The organism is Micromonospora parathelypteridis (genome assembly GCF_014201145.1).
GTDB classification, from domain to species: domain Bacteria; phylum Actinomycetota; class Actinomycetes; order Mycobacteriales; family Micromonosporaceae; genus Micromonospora; species Micromonospora parathelypteridis.
Window position 1 is genome coordinate 2,055,396 of sequence record NZ_JACHDP010000001.1, and the last position, 22,902, is coordinate 2,078,297.

General features: G+C 71.4%; 20 protein-coding genes. 3 read left to right on the forward strand and 17 right to left on the reverse strand.

Going from position 1 to position 22,902, the window contains the following annotated elements; genetic code table 11:
• Positions 1-110: 110 nt before the first annotated feature.
• The 10 genes from atpD to glyA all read right to left on the reverse strand — a co-directional run bounded on the left by atpD (position 111) and on the right by glyA (position 8,931).
• A complete protein-coding gene (gene atpD, locus HNR20_RS08915) occupies positions 111-1,547 on the reverse strand; it encodes a F0F1 ATP synthase subunit beta (protein WP_184178093.1) in 1,437 nt (478 codons plus the stop codon).
• A complete protein-coding gene (locus HNR20_RS08920) occupies positions 1,547-2,476 on the reverse strand; it encodes a F0F1 ATP synthase subunit gamma (RefSeq protein WP_184178095.1) in 930 nt (309 codons plus the stop codon). The genes atpD and HNR20_RS08920 overlap by 1 nt, the downstream gene beginning before the upstream one ends.
• Before the next feature lie 4 nt (positions 2,477-2,480).
• Positions 2,481-4,133, reverse strand: a complete 1,653-nt coding sequence (atpA, locus tag HNR20_RS08925) for a F0F1 ATP synthase subunit alpha (RefSeq protein WP_184178097.1) — start codon at positions 4,131-4,133, stop codon at positions 2,481-2,483.
• 168 nt (positions 4,134-4,301) lie between these two features.
• A complete protein-coding gene (locus HNR20_RS08930; RefSeq protein WP_184178099.1) occupies positions 4,302-5,123 on the reverse strand; it encodes a F0F1 ATP synthase subunit delta in 822 nt (273 codons plus the stop codon).
• Positions 5,123-5,662: a F0F1 ATP synthase subunit B gene (locus HNR20_RS08935; protein WP_184178101.1), complete on the reverse strand. Its 540-nt coding sequence runs from the start codon at positions 5,660-5,662 to the stop codon at positions 5,123-5,125. Before HNR20_RS08935 ends, HNR20_RS08930 begins: the two co-directional genes overlap by 1 nt.
• A 26-nt stretch (positions 5,663-5,688) precedes the next feature.
• Entirely contained in the window at positions 5,689-5,922 is a 234-nt protein-coding gene (locus HNR20_RS08940) for an ATP synthase F0 subunit c (protein ID WP_184178103.1), read from the reverse strand.
• Between the two features lie 66 nt (positions 5,923-5,988).
• Positions 5,989-6,786 carry a F0F1 ATP synthase subunit A gene (atpB, locus tag HNR20_RS08945; RefSeq protein WP_184178105.1) on the reverse strand — a complete coding sequence of 266 codons (798 nt, stop codon included), beginning with the start codon at positions 6,784-6,786 and terminating at the stop codon, positions 5,989-5,991.
• A gap of 11 nt (positions 6,787-6,797) precedes the next feature.
• Positions 6,798-7,034, reverse strand: a complete 237-nt coding sequence (locus HNR20_RS08950) for an AtpZ/AtpI family protein (protein WP_088991414.1) — start codon at positions 7,032-7,034, stop codon at positions 6,798-6,800.
• Between the two features lie 189 nt (positions 7,035-7,223).
• Positions 7,224-7,649 (reverse strand): hypothetical protein, encoded by a 426-nt coding sequence (locus HNR20_RS08955; protein ID WP_184178107.1) that lies wholly within the window; start codon positions 7,647-7,649, stop codon positions 7,224-7,226.
• Positions 7,642-8,931, reverse strand: coding sequence for a serine hydroxymethyltransferase (gene glyA / locus HNR20_RS08960; protein ID WP_184178125.1), 1,290 nt, complete (start codon positions 8,929-8,931; stop codon positions 7,642-7,644). The genes HNR20_RS08955 and glyA overlap by 8 nt, the downstream gene beginning before the upstream one ends.
• Before the next feature lie 35 nt (positions 8,932-8,966).
• On the opposite strand from glyA, the gene HNR20_RS08965 reads away from it, so the two are divergent.
• Positions 8,967-10,430, forward strand: a complete 1,464-nt coding sequence (locus HNR20_RS08965) for an SDR family oxidoreductase (protein WP_184178127.1) — start codon at positions 8,967-8,969, stop codon at positions 10,428-10,430.
• Between the two features lie 141 nt (positions 10,431-10,571).
• On the opposite strand, the gene HNR20_RS08970 is transcribed toward HNR20_RS08965, so the two are convergent.
• The 4 genes from HNR20_RS08970 to prmC all read right to left on the reverse strand — a co-directional run bounded on the left by HNR20_RS08970 (position 10,572) and on the right by prmC (position 14,999).
• Positions 10,572-12,686 carry a transglycosylase domain-containing protein gene (locus HNR20_RS08970; RefSeq protein WP_184178129.1) on the reverse strand — a complete coding sequence of 705 codons (2,115 nt, stop codon included), beginning with the start codon at positions 12,684-12,686 and terminating at the stop codon, positions 10,572-10,574.
• A 106-nt stretch (positions 12,687-12,792) separates the two neighbouring features.
• Complete coding sequence (locus HNR20_RS08975) at positions 12,793-13,404, reverse strand: arsenate reductase/protein-tyrosine-phosphatase family protein (protein ID WP_184178131.1); 612 nt, start codon at positions 13,402-13,404, stop codon at positions 12,793-12,795.
• Complete coding sequence (locus HNR20_RS08980; RefSeq protein ID WP_184188202.1) at positions 13,405-14,052, reverse strand: L-threonylcarbamoyladenylate synthase; 648 nt, start codon at positions 14,050-14,052, stop codon at positions 13,405-13,407.
• The gene (gene prmC, locus HNR20_RS08985) at positions 14,052-14,999 is read right to left on the reverse strand and encodes a peptide chain release factor N(5)-glutamine methyltransferase (protein WP_184178132.1); all 948 of its coding nucleotides are present in this window, start codon (positions 14,997-14,999) and stop codon (positions 14,052-14,054) included. Before prmC ends, HNR20_RS08980 begins: the two co-directional genes overlap by 1 nt.
• 73 nt (positions 15,000-15,072) lie before the next feature.
• Here prmC and HNR20_RS08990 point away from each other — a divergent pair, with 73 nt between their 5' ends.
• Positions 15,073-16,620 carry a GGDEF domain-containing protein gene (locus HNR20_RS08990; RefSeq protein WP_184178134.1) on the forward strand — a complete coding sequence of 516 codons (1,548 nt, stop codon included), beginning with the start codon at positions 15,073-15,075 and terminating at the stop codon, positions 16,618-16,620.
• Between the two features lie 64 nt (positions 16,621-16,684).
• Here the strand turns inward: HNR20_RS08990 and prfA are convergent, their stop codons facing one another.
• Both prfA and rpmE read right to left on the reverse strand, forming a co-directional pair.
• Positions 16,685-17,773, reverse strand: a complete 1,089-nt coding sequence (gene prfA / locus HNR20_RS08995; RefSeq protein ID WP_184178136.1) for a peptide chain release factor 1 — start codon at positions 17,771-17,773, stop codon at positions 16,685-16,687.
• A gap of 127 nt (positions 17,774-17,900) precedes the next feature.
• Positions 17,901-18,125: a 50S ribosomal protein L31 gene (gene rpmE, locus HNR20_RS09000; protein ID WP_007464546.1), complete on the reverse strand. Its 225-nt coding sequence runs from the start codon at positions 18,123-18,125 to the stop codon at positions 17,901-17,903.
• Positions 18,126-18,400: 275 nt separating this feature from the next.
• On the opposite strand from rpmE, the gene HNR20_RS09005 reads away from it, so the two are divergent.
• A complete protein-coding gene (locus HNR20_RS09005; protein WP_184178138.1) occupies positions 18,401-19,297 on the forward strand; it encodes a phosphatase domain-containing protein in 897 nt (298 codons plus the stop codon).
• A gap of 47 nt (positions 19,298-19,344) precedes the next feature.
• Here the strand turns inward: HNR20_RS09005 and HNR20_RS09010 are convergent, their stop codons facing one another.
• The gene (locus HNR20_RS09010) at positions 19,345-22,848 is read right to left on the reverse strand and encodes a phosphodiester glycosidase family protein (RefSeq protein ID WP_184178148.1); all 3,504 of its coding nucleotides are present in this window, start codon (positions 22,846-22,848) and stop codon (positions 19,345-19,347) included.
• Positions 22,849-22,902 lie beyond the last annotated feature (54 nt).

Sequence of the window (22,902 nt, forward strand, 5' to 3'; positions counted from 1 at the left end):
ACACCGACGAGCACGAGTAACGGACCGCGACGATGATAGGGCGTGAAGATGAACAAAAGACTGCCCCGGCATTGCCGGGGCAGTCTCTTTGCTTCGATCGAATCAGGCCGTCAGGCCTTCATCAGCTCCTCGGCCTTGGCCTCCAGGTCCTCGAGACCGCCGCACATGAAGAACGCCTGCTCGGGGAAGTGATCGTACTCACCCTCGCTGATCTTGCGGAACGCCTCGATGGTCTCCTTGATCGGGACCGTCGAGCCCGGCACGCCGGTGAACTGCTCCGCGGCGTAGGTGTTCTGCGAGAGGAAGCGCTCGATCCGCCGGGCCCGGGCCACGGTGATCTTGTCTTCCTCGGAGAGCTCCTCGATGCCGAGGATGGCGATGATGTCCTGCAGGTCCTTGTAGCGCTGCAGGATCCGCTTCACCTCGGTGGCGACCTGGAAGTGCTCGGGGCCGACGAACTCCGGGGCGAGGATCCGGGACGAGGACGCCAGCGGGTCCACGGCCGGGTAGATGCCCTTGTCGGAGATCGACCGCTCCAGGTTGGTGGTCGCGTCCAGGTGGGCGAACGTGGTGGCCGGGGCGGGGTCGGTGTAGTCGTCCGCCGGCACGTAGATCGCCTGCATGGACGTGATGGCCTGGCCCCGGACGGAGGTGATCCGCTCCTGGAGCTCGCCCATCTCGTCGGCCAGGGTCGGCTGGTAACCCACGGCGCTCGGCATACGGCCGAGCAGGGTGGAGACCTCCGAACCCGCCTGGGTGAAGCGGAAGATGTTGTCGATGAAGAGCAGCACCTCCTGCTTCTTCACGTCGCGGAAGTACTCGGCCATGGTCAGCGCGGAGAGCGCCACCCGCAGCCGGGTGCCCGGCGGCTCGTCCATCTGGCCGTAGACCAGCGCGGTCTTGTCGATGACGCCGGACTCGGTCATCTCGGCGATGAGGTCGTTGCCCTCACGGGTGCGCTCACCCACGCCGGCGAAGACCGAGGTACCACCGAAGTTGCGGGCCACACGGGTGATCATCTCCTGGATGAGCACCGTCTTGCCCACACCCGCGCCGCCGAACAGGCCAATCTTGCCGCCCTTGACGTACGGGGCGAGCAGGTCGATCACCTTGATGCCGGTCTCCAGCATCTCGGTCTTCGGCTCCAGGTCGGCGAATGCCGGGGCCTTGCGGTGGATGCCCCACCGGTCGTCGGCCTCGAACGTCTCGCCCTCCTTGAGGTTCAGCACCTCGCCGATCGCGTTGAAGACGTGGCCCTTGACCGCGTCGCCCACCGGCACGCTGATCGGCTCGCCAAGGTCGCGCACCGTCGCGCCGCGAACCAGACCGTCGGTCGGCTGCATCGAGATGGCGCGGACCAGGTTGTCACCCAGGTGCTGGGCGACCTCCAGGGTCAGCGTCTTCTCACCACCGGACAGGTTCACGTTGACATTCAGGGCGTTGAACAGGGCCGGCATGGCGTCGCGCGGGAACTCGGCGTCGACGACCGGGCCGATGACCCGGACCACGCGACCCGTGGCCGTCTTGGTCTCTACTGGTGCAGTCATCACACTTCACTTCCCGACGCGGCAAGCGCGTTGGCGCCGCCGACGATCTCGCTGATCTCCTGGGTGATACCGGCCTGCCGGGCCGAGTTCATCTCACGCGTGTACTTCTCGATCATCTCTTCGGCATTGTCGGTGGCGGACTTCATGGCCCGCCGCCGTGCCGCCGACTCACTCGCCGCCGACTCGATCAACGCCGCGTAGATCCGCGTGTTGATGTACCTCGGCAGGAGCGCGTCGAGCAGCGCCTCCGCCTCCGGCTCGAACTCGTACGCCGGCAGCAGCCCCTCGGAGCGCGGCCGGTCCTCCACCTGCATCGGACCGATGATCTTGGTGACCGGGTTCTGCGTCATCAGCGAGTGGAACTCGGTGTAGACGATGTGCAACTCGTCCACGCCGAGCACCCCGTCCGCACCGGCGCTGCCGTCCGCGTCGTCCGCACCGGCGGTGAACGCCTTGATCAGCGTCTCACCGACGGCACGCGCGTCCTCGAACGACGGCTGCTCGCTGAAGCCGGTCCAGTTCGCCTCGATCGGCCGGCCGCGGAACCGGTAGAACCCGACGCCCTTACGCCCGATGACGTAGAGTACCGGCTCCTTGCCGTCCGCCTTGAGCCGCGCGATCAGCGACTCGGCCATCCTGATCGCGTTGGAGCTGTAACCGCCGGCCAGGCCACGGTCGCTGGTGACCAACAGGACGCCCGCCCGCTGCACCCGCTCGCGCGGAGTGAGCAGCGGGTGGTCGATCCGAGCGTTGGACGCCAGCGCCGTGAGCACACCGGTGATGGCCTGGGCGTACGGCAGGGACGCCTGCACCCGGGCCTGAGCCTTGGCGATCCGGCTCGTCGCCACGAGCTCCATCGCCTTGGTGATCTTCTTCATCGACTTCGCCGAGCGGATCCGTTGACGAAGAACGCGTACCTGGGCCGCCATGGGATCAGCTCTCGGCCGGGCGGTCGGTCGCGCCGTCGCGGAAGCGGGTCACCGTCTCGCGGTTCTCGTCGCCCTCCAGCGGCTGCGCGGCCTGGTCGTTGACCTGACGCTCGTCCTCCTTGCCGAGGAAGACCTGCTTGAACTCGGCGATCGCCGTCTCCAGGGAGCCGATGATGTCGTCGCCCCACTGGTTGTCGGCGATCCCGGCCAGCACACCCTGGTGCTTGTGCCGCAGGTACTGGAGGAACTCCGACTCGAAGCGCCGCACCTCGCCGACCGGGATGTCGTCGAGCTTGCCCTCGACGCCGGCCCAGACGGAGACGACCTCCTCCTGCACCGGGTACGGCGAGTAGTTCGGCTGCTTGAGCAGCTCCACCAGCCGGGAACCGCGGTTCAGCTGGTTCTGGGAGGCCCGGTCCAGGTCGGAGGCGAAGGCGGCGAACGCCTCCAGCTCGCGGTACTGCGCAAGGTTGAGCCGCAGCGAACCGGCGACCTTCCGCATCGGCTTCACCTGCGCGGCGCCACCGACCCGGGAGACCGAGGTACCGACGTTGATCGCCGGACGGACGCCCTGGTTGAACAGGTCCGTCTCCAGGAAGATCTGGCCGTCGGTGATCGAGATGACGTTGGTCGGGATGAAGGCCGAGATGTCGTTGGCCTTCGTCTCGATGATCGGCAGACCGGTCATCGAGCCGCCACCCAGCTCGTCGGAGAGCTTCGCGCAACGCTCCAGCAGGCGGGAGTGCAGGTAGAAGACGTCACCCGGGTACGCCTCACGGCCCGGCGGGCGACGCAGCAGCAGCGACACGGCCCGGTACGCCTCGGCCTGCTTGCTCAGGTCGTCGAAGACGATCAGGACGTGCTTGCCGCCGTACATCCAGTGCTGCCCGATGGACGAGCCGGTGTACGGGGCCAGGTACTTGAAGCCGGCCGGGTCGGACGCCGGGGAGGCGACGATGGTCGTGTACTCCAGCGCGCCCGCCTCCTCGAGCTGCCCCTTGATGGAGGCGATCGTGGAGGCCTTCTGGCCGATGGCGACGTAGATGCAGCGGACCTGCTTCTTCGGGTCGCCGGTGCGCCAGTTGTCGCGCTGGTTGAGGATCGCGTCGAGGGCGACCGTGGTCTTGCCGGTCTTGCGGTCACCGATGATCAGCTGCCGCTGGCCCCGACCGATCGGCGTCATCGCGTCGATCGCCTTGATGCCGGTCTGCAGCGGCTCGAACACCGACTGGCGGGACATCACGTTCGGAGCCTGCAGCTCCAGCTCGCGGAAGCCCTCGTTGGCGATGTCACCGAGCCCGTCGATCGGCTGGCCGAGCGCGTCGACCACACGGCCGAGGAAGGCGTCGCCGACCGGAACGGAGAGAACCCGCTCGGTGCGCTTGACGCGCTGCCCCTCCTCCAACTTGGCGGAGTCACCGAGAACGACGACACCGATCTCCCGGACGTCGAGGTTCAACGCCACGCCGAGCGTGCCGTCCTCGAACTCCAGGAGCTCGTTGGTCATGGTCGAGGGCAGGCCCTCGACGTGGGCGATACCGTCACCGGTGTCGGCGACGGTGCCGACCTCCTCGCGGGAGACGTCGGACGAGTAGGAAGAGACGTAGCGCTCCAGGGCGCCGCGGATCTCCTCCGTCGAGATGGTCAGCTCGGCCATCCTCTGCTTCCTTAAAATTCAGGGGCCCGGGATACCTAGTACCGACCGGTCCGAATGGCGTCTGTCAATCCGGGCGCTGCCGGCGGCGAAGCCGCCCCAACACTGAGGCGGCGAAGCCACCGCATTGCTGGGCGGCGAAGCCACCGCATTGCTGGGCGGCGAAGCCGCTCAGCGCTTCGCGAGCGCGTTGCGGGTCTCGTTGAGGCGGCGCAGGATGGTGCCGTCGTACAGGTCGGAGCCGACCCGCACGCTCACGCCACCCAGGACGTGGGGGTCGACCGTCTGCTTGACGGAGACCTCACGACCGTATATCGCGGTGAGGCTCGCACCCAGCCGGCGCTCGTCGGAGTCACTCAACGGGGCCGCGACGGTCACGTACGCCACCTGCCGGTCGCGTCGATCGGCGGCGAGCTCCACCAGCCGAGTGAGCGCGCCGGTGAAGGAACGCCCTCCGAAGCCGGCGAGCGCCACCTCGACGAGACGGACGGTGACCGGTCGGGCCTTGTCGGCGAGCAGCTCGCGGACCAGCGTGGCCCGCTGCTCGACCGGAGCGACCGGGTCGGCCAGCGTGTTGCTCAGCGCCGACTGACCGGTCACGACCTGGCCGAAGCGGAACAGCTCGTCCTCGACCTCGCCCAGCTCGCCGGCAGTGTCGGCGCTGGCGAGCAGCGCCTCCACGCCCAGCCGCTCGGCGCCGTCGAGCAACTCCGACGGTGCCGACCAGCGGCCGGACACCAGCACCACGAGCAGGTCGAGCGCGTCGGCGCCGATCCGACCACCGAGCATGTCGCCGAGCAGGGCACCGCGGTCCTCGCCGGAACGAGCCGGCTCGGACAGTGCCCGGCGCAGCCGCGGCTCTCGCCGCAGCAGGGACGCCACGGAGAGGATGGCGTCGGCGGTGGAGGCCACCGCCGACGGCTCCGCGCCGCGGACGTACGCGTCGAGGCGCTCGGCCGCGACCTTGTACGACTCCCGGCTGGCGGCCTGCATCAGCGGGCCCCCGTGCTCTCGAGATCGCTCAGGAACCGGTCGACGGTGCCCTTGCGGCGTGCCTCGTCGGCCAGCGACTCGCCAACGATCTTGCTGGCCAGGTCCACCGCGATCGTGCCGACCTCGGCGCGCAGCTCGCGCACGATGGTGGCCCGCTCGGCGGCGAGCGCGTCCTTGCCGGCCTGGATGACCCGATCGGACTCTTCCCGTGCCTTGGCGAGGATGTCCTGTCGGATGCCCTCGGCGTCGGCCCGCGCGTCGTCACGGATCTTGGCGGCGTCGGTCCGGGCCTCAGCGAGCTGGGCACGGTACTGCTCGAGCAGCTGGTTCGCCTCGGCCTGGGCAGCCTCGGCGCGCTTGATGCCGCCCTCGATCGCGTCGACCCGAGCCTGGAACGTCTGCTCCATGCGCGGGAAGACGAACTTCATCAACACGAAGCAGAGCACGGCGAAGGCCACCGAGCCGACCACGACCTCCTGCCAGAGCGGGATGATCGGGTTGTGGGCGGACTCACCACCCTCAGCGGCGAGGAAGTTCATGGTTACCTCCCGGTTGAAGGGCGGAATCACTTAGCCCAGATGAAGCCGAAGGCGATACCGAGCAGCGCGAGCGCCTCGATGACGGCGAAGCCGATCCAGACGTACGGCAGGGTCATCCGGGACGACTCCGGCTGGCGGGCGGTCGACTGGATGTAGGCAGCGAAGACCAGGCCGACGCCGATGCCGGGGCCGATGGCGGCGAGGCCGTAGCCGATGGCAGCGGTGCTGCCGTTGACCTCGGCGAGAACGCTAACGTCCATTGGTGTGGTTCCTCCTGGTTATCACGCGTGACTCTCACGCGGGACGACAACGGTTGGTGCGGTGGATCAGTGCTCTTCGGCGAGCGCGCCCTGCACGTAACTGGCGGTGAGGACGGTGAAAACGTATGCCTGCAGGCAGATCACCAGGAACTCGAGGAAGGTGAGCGCGATGGTCATCACCCAGGAGAGCACCGAGACCGGGGCCAGCCAGGCATTGGCGCTCAGCATCGCGAAGCCGCCGAGCGTGAAGACCAGCAGGAGCATGTGACCGGCGAACATGTTCGCGAAGAGACGCACCGCGAGCGAGAACGGCCGGACGATGAAGGTCGAGAAGAGCTCGATCGGGATCAGCAGCGGCAGGATGTACCAGGGCGCCGGCGGGATCAGCGAGTTCTTGAAGTACTTGACGAAGCCGTGCTTCTTGATGCCGATGTAGTTGAACAGCACGTAGCTGATGATCGCGAGGATCGCCGGGAAGGCGATGTGCGAGTTCGGCGAGATCTGGAAGAACGGGATGATCGCGAACGCGTTCGTCAACAGCACGAAGCAGAAGAGCGTGGTGAAGTAGGGCGCGAACCGCACACCCGCGTGCCCGATCATGTCGACCGCGATGTTGTTGCGCACGAAGCCGTAGATCGACTCGGCGAGCCACTGCTTCTTGGTCGGCACCAACTGCGGCTTCCGGTACGTCGCCAGGAAGAAGATGATCAGGACGCCGACCGCGATCCAGACCATCGCCGTGATCTTGGTAAACCAGATCGAGTCGTGGTCGTTCCACGGCAGGATGCTGGGCAGGTAGAAGTCGTCCACCGTGGGTGGGAATCCCGCCTGGCCCGCTGCCAGAACGTTCGCCTGTCCGAACACCGCGTCCCTTCCTAAGTAGGCGTGCCGAGTCGGCGAACGACCAGGATGATCCCCCCGGCCATACCGAGCACGACGCCGATCCCGGTGGCGACGCCGCCGGTGTCGAGCCACTGGTCAACAAGCCAGCCAATGAAACCCCACACGAGCATGCCTCCGATGAGGTAGCTGAGCGCGGTCCAACCCTGACCGGCGCCGGACGGATAGTCGTCCGGTTCACCGGCGGGACGGGGGGTTTGGTCACCAGCCATGACGGGGCGAACGATATCAGCCGGGAAGACGAGGCTGTGCCTCACCCCCCGCACAACCGTCGTTGTGTGGGCTTCTCGTGGGCGCCGTCGTCTGTGGGCACGCTACTCCCCTTCCGCCCGTCGGAAAATGACCGGAGGCCGACACATTCCCGCGCGTCCGATAGTTGGGACGACCGGCCGATCGGCAGGTCAACTGCGCGACCGACGGGCGTGCACCGTGGTCAGCCACCAGATGTGCACCGCAGTCCACACTGCCACCCCGGCGACGATGCCGAGGCAGAGCGGCACCAACCCGGGCCAGCCGCTCGACGCCACGGCCACCAGCACCCCACCCAGCAGGCTGAACTTCAGCACGTACAGGCCCAGCCCGAGCGGCAGCAGCAACTGCGGGTTGACCTGGTCGGCCCGGGCCAGCACCACCGTGGTCAGCGTGTAGCTGAGCACCGTGACGCCCACGCCGGCCGCCGCGCCGAGCGCGGCCGTCGCACCACCGGTCACCCCGCCCACCACCGCGGCGACCGCGGCCAACGCCGCCGACGCGGCCAGCAACACCGGCAGGTGCCGCAGCCGCCACCGTCGGTCGGTGTCCGGCTCGACCACCCCGGGCTCAGCCACGGGGGTACGCCGGAAACGCCGCGACCAGCTCAGCCACCTCGGCGGCGACCTGGGTCAACTCGTCGGCGCCGCCCGGCGCCCCGGGATCGGTGCGCACGGCGCGGGTGATCAGGGTGGCCACCTGCCGCAGCTCCCCCTCCCGCATGCCCTGGGTGGTGACGCTCGGGGTGCCCACCCGCAGACCGGAGGCCACCATCGGCGGCTGCGGGTCGTACGGGATGGCGTTCTTGTTCAGGGTGATCGACGCTGCGTCGCAGCGGCGTTCGGCCTCGGCGCCGGTCACCCCCAGGTCCCGCAGGTCGATCAGGGCGAGGTGGGTGTCGGTGCCACCGGACACAGGGCGCATCCCCTCGTCGGCCAGCCCGGCGGCGAGCGCCTGGGCGTTGCTCACCACCTGCTTGGCGTACGTCTGAAACTCGGGCTGGGCGGCCTCGCGCAGCGCGACCGCCTTGGCCGCGACCGCGTGCATCAGCGGGCCGCCCTGGGTGAACGGGAAGACCGCCTTGTCGATCCGCTGGGCCAGCGACTCCCGGCAGAGGATCATGCCGCCGCGCGGGCCACGCAGCACCTTGTGGGTGGTGGCGCAGATGACGTCGGCGTACGGCACCGGGGACGGGATCGCCCGGCCAGCGACCAGGCCGATGAAGTGCGCCGCGTCCACCATCAGGTACGCGCCGACCTCATCGGCGATCTCCCGGAATCGGGCGAAGTCGATCAGACGGGGGTACGCGGTCGCGCCACAGATGATCAGCTTGGGGCGGTGCGCCCGCGCCAGGTCGCGTACCTCGTCGTAGTCGATCAGCTCGGTGTCCGGGCGGACCGGGTAGCCGACCGGGTGGAACCACTTGCCGGAGAAGTTCACCCGGCTGCCGTGGGTGAGGTGCCCACCGTGCGGCAGGTCCATCGCCAGCACCGTGTCTCCCGGCTGCACCAGCGCGGCGTACGCGGCCAGGTTGGCGCTCGCCCCGGAGTGCGGCTGGAGGTTGGCGTGCTCGGCGCCGAAGAGCTCCTTGGCTCGGGCGATGCCGATCTCCTCGGCCCGGTCCACCTCGGCGCAGCCGCCGTAGTAACGCCGGCCCGGGTAGCCCTCGGCGTACTTGTTGGTCAGCGTCGAACCGAGCGCGGCCAGCACCGCCGGCGAGGTGAGGTTTTCGCTGGCGATGAGCTGCAGGCCGCCCCGCAACCGGTCCAGCTCGCCGAGGACCACTCCGGCGATCTCCGGGTCGGTGGCTCTGAGCTGCGCGAAATCCGGCCCCCAGAAGGTGCTCGTCTCGGTCTCCACAGCGAACGAGTCTAGGGGGCCGCACACTGGGACCTGTGAGATGCCTCGTCACCGGAGCCACCGGCTACATCGGCGGGCGGCTGACGCCACTGCTGCTCGCCGACGGTCACACCGTGCGCTGCCTGGCCCGCAAGGCGGTGCGGCTGCGCGATGTGCCCTGGGCCTCGGCTGCCGAGATCGTCGAGGGGGACCTGAGCCGGCCGGAGACGCTGCCCACCGCATTCGCCGACGTGGACGTCGCCTATTTCCTGGTGCACTCACTCGGCCGGCCCGACTTCGAGGCAGCGGACCGGACGGCGGCGACGAACTTCGCGGAGGCGGCCCGCGCGGCCGGCGTACGCCGAATCGTCTACCTGGGCGGGCCGGAGCCGGCGTCCGACGAGGAGGTGCCGTCCCCGCACCTGCGGTCCCGAGCCGAGGTGGGCCGGATCCTGCTGGCCAGTGGGGTGCCCACCGCGGTGCTCCGCGCCGCGGTGATCATCGGGTCCGGCTCGGCGTCGTTCGAGATGCTGCGCTACCTGACCGAGCGGCTGCCCGCCATGGTCACCCCCCGCTGGGTCCGCAACCGGATCCAACCGATCGCGGTCCGCGACGTGCTCCGCTACCTGGCCGGCTGCAGCGAGCTGCCGACGGACGTCAACCGGGGCTTCGACATCGGCGGGCCGGACGTGCTCACCTTCCGCGAGATGATGCAGCGCTACGCCCGGGTGGCCGGGCTGCGCCGGCGGATCATCGTGCCGGTCCGGCTGCTCACCCCGTCGCTGTCCTCGCACTGGGTCGGCCTGATCACCCCGGTGCCCAACGCCATCGCCCGCCCGCTGGTGGAGAGCCTGATCCACGAGGCCGTGACGCACGAACACGACATCGCCCGGTACGTGCCCGACCCACCCGGTGGGCTGACCGGCTTCGACGACGCGGTGGCGCTGGCGCTCGCCAAGGTGCGCGACGCCCAGGTGGAGACCCGCTGGTCGAACGCGAGTGGCCCGGACACCCCCGCGGAACCGCTGCCCAGCGACCCGGACTGGTCCGGCGGCACCGCCTACACCGACGTCCGGGAGCGGGTGGTGGACGCGTCACCCGCGGCGCTCTGGCGGGTCATCGAGGGCGTCGGCGGCGAACACGGCTGGTACTCGTTCCCCCTCGCCTGGTCGGTCCGCGGTTGGCTGGACCGGCTGGTCGGCGGGGTCGGGCTGCGTCGGGGCCGACGCGACCCGCACCGCCTACAGGTCGGTGAGGCGCTGGACTTCTGGCGGGTCGAGGAGATCATCCCGGGCGAGCTGCTGCGACTGCGCGCCGAGATGCGGCTGCCCGGCCGGGCCTGGCTGGAGATGCGGGTGTTGCCGGGCGACGGCGGCCGCAGCCGCTACCAGCAACGCGCCGTCTTCCTCCCGCGCGGGCTGAGCGGGCACGCCTACTGGGGCTCGGTGGCCCCCTTCCACGCGGTGGTCTTCGGCGGAATGGCCCGCAACATAGCCCGAAACGCCGAACAAACCCCCTAACCCCGCTCCCCCGTCCCCCCGTCCTCCCAACCCCCGCGATCTTGCACTTTGTGTCGCCGATCTGGGGCCTAAGTACCTTTTGCCGAGACAGAAAGTGCAAGATCGGCGGGGGTTGGGGGCGGGGACGGGGGTGGGGGGCGGTTAGTTGCCGGTGCGGGCTCCGGTTAGCTGGAGGGCGGTTCGTTCGCTCGGCGGGACGAAGTCGCGTACCGGTTGGTCACGCAGGGCGGCGGCGAGCACCGCACCGACCGCGTCCACCATCCGGGCCTGCACCGCCTGACCGACCGCGTCCCGCGGATTGTCCGGGTTCGCCGCCATCGAGGCGACCGCGAGCTGCGGCGTGAACGCCACCACGGTCTCCGTCTCGTACCGTTCCGAACTGCCGGTCTTGCCCGCCACCGGACGGCCGAGCTTCGCCCGCAGGCCGGGTGCGGTGGCACCGTCGCACCGCCCGTACATCGACTGGTCGCCGACCGGGCAGCGGGCCGCGTCGGTGGCTGCCCGCGCCACGTCGGCGTCGAGCGCCTGTCGGCAGTCCGGCTTGGCGGCGTCGACCGGCCGCCCGCCCGCGTCGGTGATCGAGACCACCGGCAGAGGCGCGCACCAGGTCCCCTCGGCCGCCACCGTGGCGTACGCGGAGGCCAGGTCGAGCGGAGTGGTCGCGGCCACGCCCAGGGTGAACGGACCCCAGTTCTTCGCGCCGTAGCGGGCCAGCCGGGCGTCGGACTCGGCCCGCAGCACGATGCCGAGCCGCTCGGCCATCTCCACCACCCGGTCGGCGCCGACCTTCTCGGTGAGCCAGGCGAAGTACGTGTTCACCGACCGGCCGAACGCGCTCCACATGGTGCGGGGGCCGTCCATCGACGACGGGCTGGCGTTCGTCGGGCACCAACGACCGTCGCAGCTCGCCTCCCCGGTCACCGGGAAACGGGTGAGCAGCTGGGTGGGGGCCACGAAATCGGTCGACAGCGGCAGGCCGGCCTCCAGCGCGGCCAGCATGGTGAAGAGCTTGAACGTGGAGCCGCCCTGGTACCCCTCGATCGCACCGCCACCGGCGATCAACTGGTTGACAGTGTTCGGGTGGTTCTTCTGCCCGACCGGGTTGTCCCGCACGCTGTAGTTGCGATTGACCGACATCGCCAGCACCCGCCCGGTGCCCGGTTGCACCACCGCGGTCGGCACCGCCTCGACATTCGTCGGCCGATAGATCTTCAGGACCTGCTCGGTCGTGGCCCGCTGCACTGCGGGGTCCAGCGACGACACGATGGAGAACCCGCCCCGGCGCAGCGTGCGCTGCCGCTCGTCGGCGGTCGCACCGAACGCGGCCTGGCTGCTCCACCAACGGGTGAACCAGTCGCAGAAGAAGCCCCAGTCGTTGTGCGTTTCGGGCACCGCCGTGCAGTCGTTCGGGGTCTCACTGGGCCGTAGCTGCAGTGGTTCGGCCCGCGCCGCCGCTGCCGCGTCCGCCGGCACCTGCCCCGACTCCACCAGCCGCTCCAACACGTACGACCGCCGCAGCAGCGCGCTGTCGGCATCCCCGTTGATCGGGTCGTCGCTGTCCGGTGACCGGACCAGACCGGCCAGCAGCGCCGCCTGGGCCAGGGTCAGCTCGGCCGGGGCCCGGGAGAAGTAGCGCTTGCTGGCCGCCGCGATGCCGTACGCCCCGGCGCCGAAGTAGGCGATGTTGAGGTAGCGGGTGAGGATCTCCTCCTTGTCGAGCTCGCGCTCCAACGCGAGCGCGTACCGCATCTCCTGGAGCTTGCGGGCGGTGGTGATCTCGGTGGCGGCCACGCGCTGCGCCTCGGTCAGCCGGGGGTCGCTGCTCAGCACGTTGCGGACGTACTGCATGGTCAGCGTGGAGGCGCCCTGCCGGGTCTGGCCGTCGCGCTTGTTGACGGTGAACGCGCGTACCACGCCCCGCAGGTCCACCCCACTGTGCTGGTAGAACCGGACGTCCTCGGCCGCCACGATCGCCTGGCGCATCACCGGGGCCACCTCGTGCAGCGGCACGTCCACCCGGTCCTCCTGGTAGAAGGAGGTGATCAGGGTGGTGCCGTCGTTGGCGTAGAGGTTGGAACGCTGGGCGGTTGGCGGCGTGCGGAGCGTGTTCGGCAGCTCCGAGTACGGCGTGGACAGGGCGCTGAAGCCGATCCCGAAGACCAGGGCCACCGGCAGGGCGGCTGCGGCCAGCATCAACCCGGCCAGCACTCCGGCGATCACCACGGTGAGCAGTTTGTCGAGATGGGCCCGGATCATCAGCTCTCCCCGCAGGAGCCGGTCACGCTAGGACCCGTTCAGAATGACCCGGAACGCACCTTTCGCCCCGGGTTTTCCCCAAACCCGGAGGAAACTCGCACGGCGCTCAGGGCAGCAGCGCGCCGGCCAGCGGGTGGACCGTCTCCTCGATCTCGTCAGCGACCCGGCTGAAGCACTGGTCACCGCGACCCCACGGGTCGTCCAGATCGTCGGTCGGCAGCGCCGAGGCGCCCAACCGGGCATCGTGAGCCGCCGCCACCAGGGCCACGCCCCGGGCGTACACGGCCTCCGGGGTCGCGTCGCCGGGCGGCAACGCGGCGGCGTCCACCGCGGCCAGCAGCCGGCCGAACTCACCCAGCACGAACGTGCGGGCCGCCGCGTCCGGCCGCAGCGCCACCACGTACTCCTGCTGATCGGCCGTGGCGGTCAGGATCAGGTCGGCGGCGTCGATGTGGTCCGAGCGCAGCTTGCGCGCGGCGAACCCCTCGACATCCCCGCCACGGCCGACGACCTGCCGCGCCGCCGGCGGGTTCATCTCCTCACCCGCGTGCCAACCACCCGTGCCGGCACTGTGGCTGTGCACCAACTCGTCGGCACCGGCCGGGTCCTGCGCACGCCGCGTCAACCGCTCCCGCACCGCGAGGGCCAGCAACCGCTCCGCCATCGGCGAGCGGCAGATGTTGCCCATGCAGACGTGCAGGACCGTGAACGGGGGCACTCAGACCCCCCGGCCGTCGACGAGATCCGGCACGACGTCACGCAGTTTCTCCAACGGGATCGCGCCGGCCCGCAGCAGCTGCGGCACCTCACCGGTCAGATCCACGATCGTGCTGGGCACCGGGTCCGGGCAGGGCCCGGCCTCCAGGTACGCCCGCACCGAGTAGCTGAGCTGGTCGCGCGCCTCCTCGGCGGTCACCGCGGCGGGCTGGCCGGTCTTGTTGGCCGACGAGACCGCCATCGGACCGGTCTCGCGCAGCACCTCCAGCGCCACCGGGTGCAGCGGCATCCGCACCGCCACCGTGCCCGTCTTGTCGCCCAGGTCCCACTGCAGGCTCGGCGAGTGCTCGACCACGATCGTCAGCGCACCCGGCCAGAACGCCTCCACCAGGTCCCGTGCGGCGCTGGGCAACGAGAAGACCAGGCCGTCCAGGGTGTGTCGCGAGCCGATCAACACCGGGGGCGGCATCTGCCGGCCCCGGCCCTTCGCGTCCAGCAGCGCCTTGACCGCGTACGGGGTGAACGCGTCCGCGCCGATCCCATACACGGTGTCCGTCGGGAGGACGACCAGCTCGCCGTTCTTGACCGCCTCGATCGCCGCAGCGATGCCGCGGTCCCGATCGGCGGGCGACCGGCAGTCGTAGAGCATCACGAGGAGTCAGTCTGCCACGCCGCCCCGATCGGGGCGTGCTGGCCGTCCGCCCGTCGGGACGCGGTGGCGTAGCGAGGGCGTCCGGTGAGGTCCAGATGCTCCATGACGGCGGTGAACCCACCGTCCTCGGCGAGCAGCCCGGGTACCGCCGCACCGTGGGTGTCGTCGTGCTCGACCCCGAAGACGCCACCCGGGCGCAGCAGCACCGCCGCCCGGGTGACGACCGGCCGGATCACCGCCAGGCCGTCCGCGCCGCCGAAGACCGCCTCCGCCGGGTCGTGCCCGGCCACCTCCGGCGGGACCACCACGTCGTCCGGCACGTACGGCGGGTTGCAGAGCAGCACGTCCACCGAGCCCACCAGCTCCGCCAGCAGGTCCGGCGCGGTCACGTCGGCCTCGACCACCTCGATGGGCCGGTCCCCCGCCCCGGCCCGCTCCGCCGCGTTGCGCCGCAACCAGGCCAGCGCCTCCGGGGACCGCTCCACCGCGATCACGCGCGCCCCCGGCAGCTCCTGAGCCACCGCGAGCGCGATCGCGCCCGAGCCGCTGCAGAGGTCGACCACCACCGGGTCGGGCCGGCCCCGGGCCTGCTCGACGCCCCAGCCGACCAGTAGCTCGGTCTCCGGCCGGGGCACGAAGACACCCGGGCCGACCGACAACTCAAGGTGCCGGAACCCGGCCAGCCCGGTCAGGTGCTGCAGCGGCTCGCGCGCGGCACGGCGTCGCGTCAGGCCGTCGAGCCGCGCCACCTGCTCGTCGGTGAGGTCGTCGGCGAGCGCCAGCCGACCCCGTGGCACCCCCAGCACGTACGCGGCCAGCAACTCGGCCTCCGCCCGGGCCGAGCCGACCCCGGCGACGGCGAGCGCACGGGCCGCTCGGGCCACCGCGGCGGACGGCCGGATGGGGCCTGTCCCTTCGGGGGGGTGTTGCGGCAGAGTGGTCACGCGATAATCATGATGCGTCGCGGGCGACGCGACTAACGGGTGCGCCGTGGCGCACACGACAGGAGGTTGGCGGGTGGGCTGGCTCGACCGGGTCGGTGACCAGGTTGATGCCTTGACGCACGCCCGGGCGTTGCAGGAGGCCAGTCGGTCAGCGGAGTCGTACGTCCTGCTGGAGCGTGTGATCCGCACCACCACCGACCCGGCGGCCCGAGCCGACGCGCTGGTGCAGCGCCTCTCCGCGCTGATCAATCTCGGTCGGACCGCGGAGTTCACCCGGGCCATCGAGGAGGCGTCGGCGGCCGTCCGCGACCTTGCCGAGCCGTACCTGCACGGGCACCTCAACGCACTGGCCGCGCTCGCCGCCCACCACCAGGGCGCACTGGACCGCTGCGTCACGCACCTCGTCCGAGCCGCCCGGGCGCTGGGCGCCGTCGAGGACCCGGACCGGGACACCGCCTGGGGCTGGCACGACCTGGCGATGGCCTACAGCTACCTCAGCTTCCACGGGTACGCCCTGGGCGCCATCGAGCGTGCCCGGCAACTCGGGCTCACCGCCGGGATCCCGGAGGAGACGTTCGCCGCCCCGGGCATCCGACTGCGCAACGCCGTGGCACTGGACCACAACGGCGACAGCGACGGCTGCCTGCGGGTGCTGCGGGACGTGGCCGCCGACCTGGCCCGCTTCGTACGCACCGGGCGGGCCAGTCAGCTGCGCCCGAGCAGCCTCGCCGCGTACGGCTACGCGGCGGCCCGACAGGCCGCGCTCGGCGACCAGGTGGAAGCCGACGGGGACGCCGAACCGGCCCGCCTGATCAGCCACGGTGGGGACAGCGCCCGCGCCCGCGACATGCGTCAGCTCGGGCAGGTGTGTCTCGCCGTCGCCGCCGGGCGGCCGATCGAGGCGGTCACCCGGTTGGACACCATCCACGTGTCCACCGAGACACTCGGGGCGGCCGAGCCGGCTCGTCTGCGCAGCATCGCGCTGGCCCGGGCCGGGGACCACTCGGCCGCGCACCGGGCCGACCGGCTGGCGTTCCGGCTCGCGGCCCAGCGCAACGACCGGCTACGGGACGTCTACATCGACGGCATCGCCGCCCGCATCGACCATGAGGAGATGCGCCGCGAGGCGGCACGGTTCGAGGGCGAGGCGTTGACCGACCCGCTCACCGGGCTGCCCAACCGGCGCCGACTGGAGCGCTACATCACCGCCGTGGTCACCCGGGGCGAGCGGGTGGTGATCGGCGTCTGCGACCTGGACGGCTTCAAGGCGGTCAACACCCGGCACGGGCACCACTCCGGCGACCTGGTGCTCCAGCGCATCGCCGGGGTGATCAACCGGGTGATGCGCCGGGGTGACTTCGTGGCCCGCTACGGCGGTGACGAGTTCGTGGTGGTGCTGCCGGACACCGGCATGTCCGAGGCCGCCGAGGTGGCCCGTCGGATCGAGGCCGCCGTCCGACTGGAGGACTGGGAGTCGCTGGTGCCGGGGACCCCGGTCGGGGTGAGCATCGGCTTCGCGGAGGTCTCCGGCGGCAGTGGGCTGCGCGACGCGCTCAGCGTCGCCTTCGAGCAGGCCGACCGAGAGATGCTCCGCGCCAAGTCCCGCCCCCGCGCGAGCTGACCCCCGCCCCGCTGGCGTCGATCAAGCGGCCGAGACCGTCGGCAGCCGACGGGAGCGTGCGGCGTCAGCGCCGGGTGAGCTCGGTGTCGCCGGCGAGCCGGGCGGCGCGGTCGGCCTCGGCGAGAGCGTCCAGCACCCCGTCCAGCTCGCCGGCGAGCGCCAGGTCCAGGTTGTACGCGGTGTAGCCGATCCGGTGGTCGGTGATCCGGTTCTGCGGGAAGTTGTAGGTGCGGATCCGCTCCGAGCGGTCCACCGTGCGCACCTGCGCCTTCCGGGCGTCCGAGGCGGCCGCGTCGGCCTGTTCCTGGGCGGCGGCGAGCAGCCGGGCCCGCAGGATCCGCATCGCCTGCTCCCGGTTCTGCAGTTGGGACTTCTCGTTCTGGCAGGAGACGACGATGCCGGTCGGCAGGTGGGTGATCCGCACCGCCGAGTCGGTGGTGTTCACCGACTGGCCACCCGGGCCGGACGAGCGGAACACGTCGATGCGCAGGTCGTTCTGGTCGAGGGTGACGTCGACGTCCTCGGCCTCGGGCAGTACCAGCACGCCGGCGGCACTGGTGTGGATCCGGCCCTGCGACTCGGTGACCGGGACGCGCTGCACCCGGTGCACGCCGCCCTCCCACTTGAGTCGCGACCAGACGCCGTTTCCGCCCTCCGGCACACCCTTGGTCTTGATCGACAGCGAGACGTCCTTGACCCCGCCGAGGTCGGAATCCTGTGCGTCGATCACCTCGGTGATCCAGCCGTGCCGCTCGGCGTACCGGCTGTACATCCGCAGCAGGTCACCGGCGAAGAGCGCCGACTCCTCGCCACCCTCGCCGGCCTTGATCTCGACGATCACGTCCTTGGCGTCGTGCGGGTCGCGCGGAATGAGCAGCTCGGCGAGGCGCTCCTCCAGCACCGGCACGGACACGGCGATGGACTCCGCCTCGCCCGCGAACGACGGGTCCTCGGCGGCCAGCTCGCGAGCCGCGGCCAGGTCGGCGCGGGCCTGCTCCAGCTCCTCGGCGGCCTTGTGCAGCGGCACCAGCTCGGCGTAGCGACGACCGACCCTGCGCGCGGTGGCCTGGTCGGCATGGATGGCCGGATCGGCCAGCCGCTTCTCCAACTCCGCGTACTCGTCGAGGAGCCCGGCCAGACGCTCGCTGCTCATGCTGCGGATGCTCCTTCGACGGTGCGGCACCGGCCGACCTCAGAGCAGGCCGCCGGACGAGAACGGGGCGGAAAGCGGACGGCGCCCGCGTCCGGCGGAAAACCGGACGCGGGCGCCGAACAAGGAGTTACTTGGCCTTCTTGGCCTGAACCTTGGCGTACTTCTGCTGGAACTTCGCGACCCGGCCGGCGGTGTCGAGAACGCGCTGCTTACCGGTGTAGAACGGGTGGCAGGCGCTGCAGGTCTCGACGTGGATCGCCCCGCCCTTGGCGGTGCTGCGGGTCGTGAACGTGTTGCCACAGGAGCAGCTGACCTCGGTGGTCACGTACTCCGGGTGGATGTTTGCCTTCATCTCGCCTCGGTCCTCTCGTTGGTGGTCGCCGGGTCGCCGTCATCACTCGTCGCGCCGTACGCGACGGGCTCGGGCGTGAACCGGAACCGGTGGCCGATTGACCAGTGTGCCATGGGCCTGAGCCGACCCGGTAATCGGGCCGCACACCTCGTCCGGCATCGTCAACACGTGCCTCCCCGTCCGCATTCCCGTCGCCCAGCGGGGCATTCGCCCACCCGCCGGACCGCCTCCGGGTGGCCCGCCGGTGGTACGTCCGTCGAGCCGAAGGTGCGCCGATGACCCGCCTGATCGCCACCCGGGGACTACCCGCCTCGGGTAAGACGACGTTCGCCCGCACCCTCCAGCCGTCCGTCCTGCGGGTGAACCGGGACGACCTGCGCCGAATGCTGCACGGGGAGCGGCTCTTCACCGAGTGGGCCGAGGCGCAGGTGACCACGGTGCAGCGGGCCCAGGTCGAGGCGTTGCTGCGGGCCGGGGCGGACGTCTGCGTGGACGACACCAACCTGCGCGCGCGGACACTGCGGAGCTGGGCCGACGTGGCCGCCCGCCACGGCGCGGAGTTCGAGGTGCACGACTTCACCGACGTGCCGCTGGACGAGTGCCTGCGTCGCGACGCCGCTCGGCCGACCGCCGACCAGGTCGGCGCGGACGCGATCCGCCGGCTGTACGAGCGGTACCTGGAGGGGCGGACCCTGCCGTTGCCCGTGCCGCAGGCCCGCACCGGGCGCCCCGCCGTCGTGCGCCCACCGTCGAGCGAGCCACCGGAGATCGTCCTGGTGGACATCGACGGCACCGTCGCGCTGACCGTCTCGCGCAGCCCGTACGACATGACCCGGGTGGGCGAGGACCAGCCGAACACGCCCGTGATCGCGGCGGTCCGGGCGATGCACGCCGCCGGCTACGGCGTGGTCTTCTGCTCCGGGCGGGACGCCTCCGCCCGCGCGGCCACCGAGGTGTGGCTGGCCCGACACGTCGCGGTCCCCTACCTCGGCCTGCACCTGCGCGCTCTCGGCGACACCCGGAAGGACGCGGTCGTCAAGCGGGAGATCTACGACCGGGAGGTCCGGGACCGTTACCGGGTGGCCGGCGTCTTCGACGACCGCGTCCAGGTGGTCCAGATGTGGCGAGCCCTCGGCCTCACCGTCTTTCAGGTTGCCGACGGCGACTTCTGAGTCGGCCGGGGAGGGACCCCGGTAACCCGAGGTCCCTCCCCTGACACTCAGCGGGTGAGGGCGATGGTGGCCTCGGCGCGGATGGTGTTGACGGTGACGGTAAGGCGTACGGGGGCACCGGGACGTAGCGCCGTCAGCGTGCCGGTGGCCGGGTCGAAGCGGGCGGTGTGCCACGGGCGCACCCCGGCGGCCGAGCCGACGTGCACCCCCGGCGAGGCGGACCAGTCGGCGCTCACCGGTGCGGCCACCGGCACCGTACGCCCGCCGGGCTGGGTCAGCGTGGCGGTCACCGACGCCGGGGTGCCGACCGCGACGCTGGCCGGGGCGGTCAACGCGAGCCGGTCGGTGTGCGCGTGGAACTCCGCGTCCACCCAGCGTGGCCCCTCGGCGAGCGGGTCACGCCGGGCGCGGTCGGCCTCCGCCGGCGTGACCGGGTCCACGCCGAACTCGGTCCAGCCGGTGAAGCCGCCCTGGTCGGCCGGGGTGGACGGCGTCTTGCCCGAGTTGCCGTTGATCACGTATGGCACCCCGTCCACCCGATCGGCGTGGAAGGTCCCGACGTGCCCGCCCACGAACAGCGCGCCCTTGCCGGTGCGGTGCTGGAAGTCGGCCAGCCACTGCTCCAGCAGCGCCGCCTCCTTGCGGTCGCCGAGCTGGCTGGCCTGCGCCGGGCTGGGGTCGCGCGCCGGGTGGTGGTGCAGGACGACGACCGAACCGACGCGCGGGTCGCTGGCCGCGGCGTCCAGCGTCTCGCGCAGCATCCGCACCTGGTCGAAGCCGCCGCCGCGTAGCGTCCCGCTGGACGAGTTCAGAGTGACGAACCGGGTGCCCTCGTGGTCGAAGACCCGGGAGGTGGCGCCGAAGGCCGCTTCGAAGTTGCTGATCGGGGCGCCCATGATCTCGTGGTTGCCGGGGACGTAGTACCAGGGCAGCGCGTCGCCCAACTCCTCGTCGAGGACCCGCCGGGCCAGCGCGAAGTCGGCCGGATAGGCGGTGTCCACGAAGTCCCCGTTGATCAGGAGGAAATCCGGCCGGGCTGCCTTCACCTCGCGCAGCGTCCGCCGAGCCTGGGCAACCAGGTCGCTGTCCGGATCGGCGGCGACGAACTGGGCGTCGGAGAGCACCGCGAACCGCCAGGGCGCGCCGTCGACCGTGCCGTCGCGGACCACCACCCGATCGGTACGCGGGGCCTCCGCCGGCACGTCCACCGTCGGCGGCACCTTCGCCACCAGGTCGTCGATGATCACCTCGCTGGTGTACTGCGCTGCGGCGTTCGTCTCGGCCACGTAGAACCGGCGCACCCGCACCGGGTACTGCACGCCGGCCGGCACCGCGAACTCCACGTACCGCCAGCCGGTCCAGGTGATCAGCGGGCCGCGCAGCACGTGCTGGGTGTCCTGCGCGTCGTGCAGGTGCAGGCTGGGCCACTCGCCGGTGCCGTTGCCGTGGATCCACATGCCGAACGCCTGCGGCTGGCCGGGCACCTCGATCCAGGCGGGCGGATCGGCGTACGCGGCCCGCGTACCGGTGGACTGGCTGAAGTCGTACGACATTCGCAGGCCGGTGCCGGTGTGCCCCGGCGCTGGCGCGACCGACCCGCTGGCCCGGGCCTGGCTGAACCGCCAGGACCCGGCGTCCTCGAAGCCGGCCACCGGCACGTCGGTCAGCCCGACGGTGACCGGGATGACCGTGCTGGTGCGTCCGACCCGGACCGTCACCAGGCCGGAGCCGGTGTCGCGCAACGCGGTGACGGCGAGGTTGCCGTCCTCGGTCGGCGCGATCCGCAGCAGGTTCCGGTCGTAGTCGAGGGTCAGGTCGGCCGGCTCGATCGGTGCGGTGTTGCCTTCGGCGTCGTACCCGACCACGCCGACCAGGGCGTTGCCGTCCAGGCCGGTCAGCCCGACCCGCGGCACGGTGGGACCGATCCGGGCCAGCGGACCCAGCACGGTGAGACCCAGCGAGCCGGTGGCCCGGCCACGTGACGCGGTGACCGTGCTGGCCCCCGGCGCACCGGCGTGGAACACCCCGTCGCGGTCGACGCGGCCACGTACCGCCGGGGTCGCCCGCCAGGTGGGCGCCCCGGCAGCCGGGCCGTACGTCTCGTCGTAGCCGGCGGCGGTGAGGGCGCGGGTCAGCCCGGGGAAGACACGGTCGGGCCGGCCACCGCGGACCGGTGAGACACCGGGGGCGGCGGTGGGGTCGCTGGTCGTCTCGAGCCAGTAGCCGGTGAGCCGACCGCTGCCCTTCGGCGCGTAGATGGCCAGGCCGTTGGGCACGGCCCGTTCGCTACCGTCGGAGGGGCCGTTCTCCACCTGCACGGCCGGCGCGCCCGGTTCCCGGGCCAGCAGGGTGGACGAGCCGCCACCGTCCAGGTTGAGCGCGTGGTGGGCGCCGAGTTCGGCCATCATCCGGCCCATCTCGGTCTGTGTCACGCCGCGGCTGTCGACCTGACGGCCGTCCACGGTCAGCATGATCATTTTGCGACCGTCGGCGCTGAAGCCGACCGCGGTGCGCGGAGCCAGCGTCGGGTCGGCGATGCTCTGGACGACGCCGTCGCGGACCAGCACGTTGCCGCCGCCGACCGCCGCGTGCAGGGTGCTGCCGTCGGAGGGCTTCGGCCGCCAGGCCACCGTCACCGGATCACCGGCGCGAAGCCCCGCCAGCGCGTCCGCGCCGGCGTCACGGCCGAGCAGCACGGTGCTGCCGGCGACGATCGGGCCGCTGCCGGCCACGTCCGTCACCGCGGCCACCCGACCGCCGGTCACGGTGACCTCGACCACCCGGGCCGCGCCCTCCACCGCCCGCTGCCGGGAGTACGTCCCCCAGAGCTCGGTGAACGCGCCGACGCCGTCGGCCTGCACCAGGTTGTTGAACTGGGTCAGCGCCACCGGCCCGGTGGGCAGGGTGGCGCTGCCGTCGAAGTTCACCTCGATCACCCGACCGAGACCGCTCGCGGTGACCGCCACCGCGTTGCGGTGACCGCCGACCGCGGACTGGATCAGCTCACCGTCGCGGATGCCGACGCCCTGGGCGGCACCGGAGCTGTTGATGTCGAAGAAGTCGCCGTTGACCGCGGCGACCGCGCGCGAGGCGTCCACCGCGTTACGCAGCGGCTCCGCCCGACTCACCGCCCCCGAGTTGACGTAGTCGACGGTGGACCCACCGGCGAGGTCGGTGGTGAGGGCGTCGGCCCGCAACCAGCCATCGGCGTCGTACCTGTCGAAGGAGGTGAGCTGCACGCCCGGCGCGACCGGTCGGGTTGCCTTCGTGGTGTCCAGGCCGCCGGCCGGCTCCAGACCGCCGGCGGCGGTCGGGGCAGTCGCGGTGGCCGGGTCGGCAGCCAGACTGACCGAGCCGGTCGGCCGCGACGACGCGGCCGGCGCGTCTTCCGCGACGGTGGGCGAGACCTCGGACGGCGAGGCCCCGGGGGACGGGGCGGCGGCGAGCGGGGCCGGAGGTGCGGCTGCGGCCGGCAGCGGCGCGGCCAGGGCGAGCAGCGGTGTCAGCAGCAGGACGCCGGTGCGACGGGCGGATCGTCTGCGAGTACGCATGGACGACAGTCAAGCCGATGGTGAATAGAACTTTCAAGACCGACTGTCCAAACC

Coding starts and splice junctions, on each gene's coding strand:
- atpD (WP_184178093.1), bottom strand. CDS start 1,547: ATGACTGCACCAGTAGAGACCAAGACGGCCACGGGTCGCGTGGTCCGG.
- HNR20_RS08920 (WP_184178095.1), bottom strand. CDS start 2,476: ATGGCGGCCCAGGTACGCGTTCTTCGTCAACGGATCCGCTCGGCGAAG.
- atpA (WP_184178097.1), bottom strand. CDS start 4,133: ATGGCCGAGCTGACCATCTCGACGGAGGAGATCCGCGGCGCCCTGGAG.
- HNR20_RS08930 (WP_184178099.1), bottom strand. CDS start 5,123: ATGCAGGCCGCCAGCCGGGAGTCGTACAAGGTCGCGGCCGAGCGCCTC.
- HNR20_RS08935 (WP_184178101.1), bottom strand. CDS start 5,662: ATGAACTTCCTCGCCGCTGAGGGTGGTGAGTCCGCCCACAACCCGATC.
- HNR20_RS08940 (WP_184178103.1), bottom strand. CDS start 5,922: ATGGACGTTAGCGTTCTCGCCGAGGTCAACGGCAGCACCGCTGCCATC.
- HNR20_RS08950 (WP_088991414.1), bottom strand. CDS start 7,034: ATGGCTGGTGACCAAACCCCCCGTCCCGCCGGTGAACCGGACGACTAT.
- HNR20_RS08970 (WP_184178129.1), bottom strand. CDS start 12,686: ATGATCCGGGCCCATCTCGACAAACTGCTCACCGTGGTGATCGCCGGA.
- HNR20_RS08980 (WP_184188202.1), bottom strand. CDS start 14,052: ATGCTCTACGACTGCCGGTCGCCCGCCGATCGGGACCGCGGCATCGCT.
- prfA (WP_184178136.1), bottom strand. CDS start 17,773: ATGAGCAGCGAGCGTCTGGCCGGGCTCCTCGACGAGTACGCGGAGTTG.
- rpmE (WP_007464546.1), bottom strand. CDS start 18,125: ATGAAGGCAAACATCCACCCGGAGTACGTGACCACCGAGGTCAGCTGC.
- HNR20_RS09005 (WP_184178138.1), top strand. CDS start 18,401: ATGACCCGCCTGATCGCCACCCGGGGACTACCCGCCTCGGGTAAGACG.
- HNR20_RS09010 (WP_184178148.1), bottom strand. CDS start 22,848: ATGCGTACTCGCAGACGATCCGCCCGTCGCACCGGCGTCCTGCTGCTG.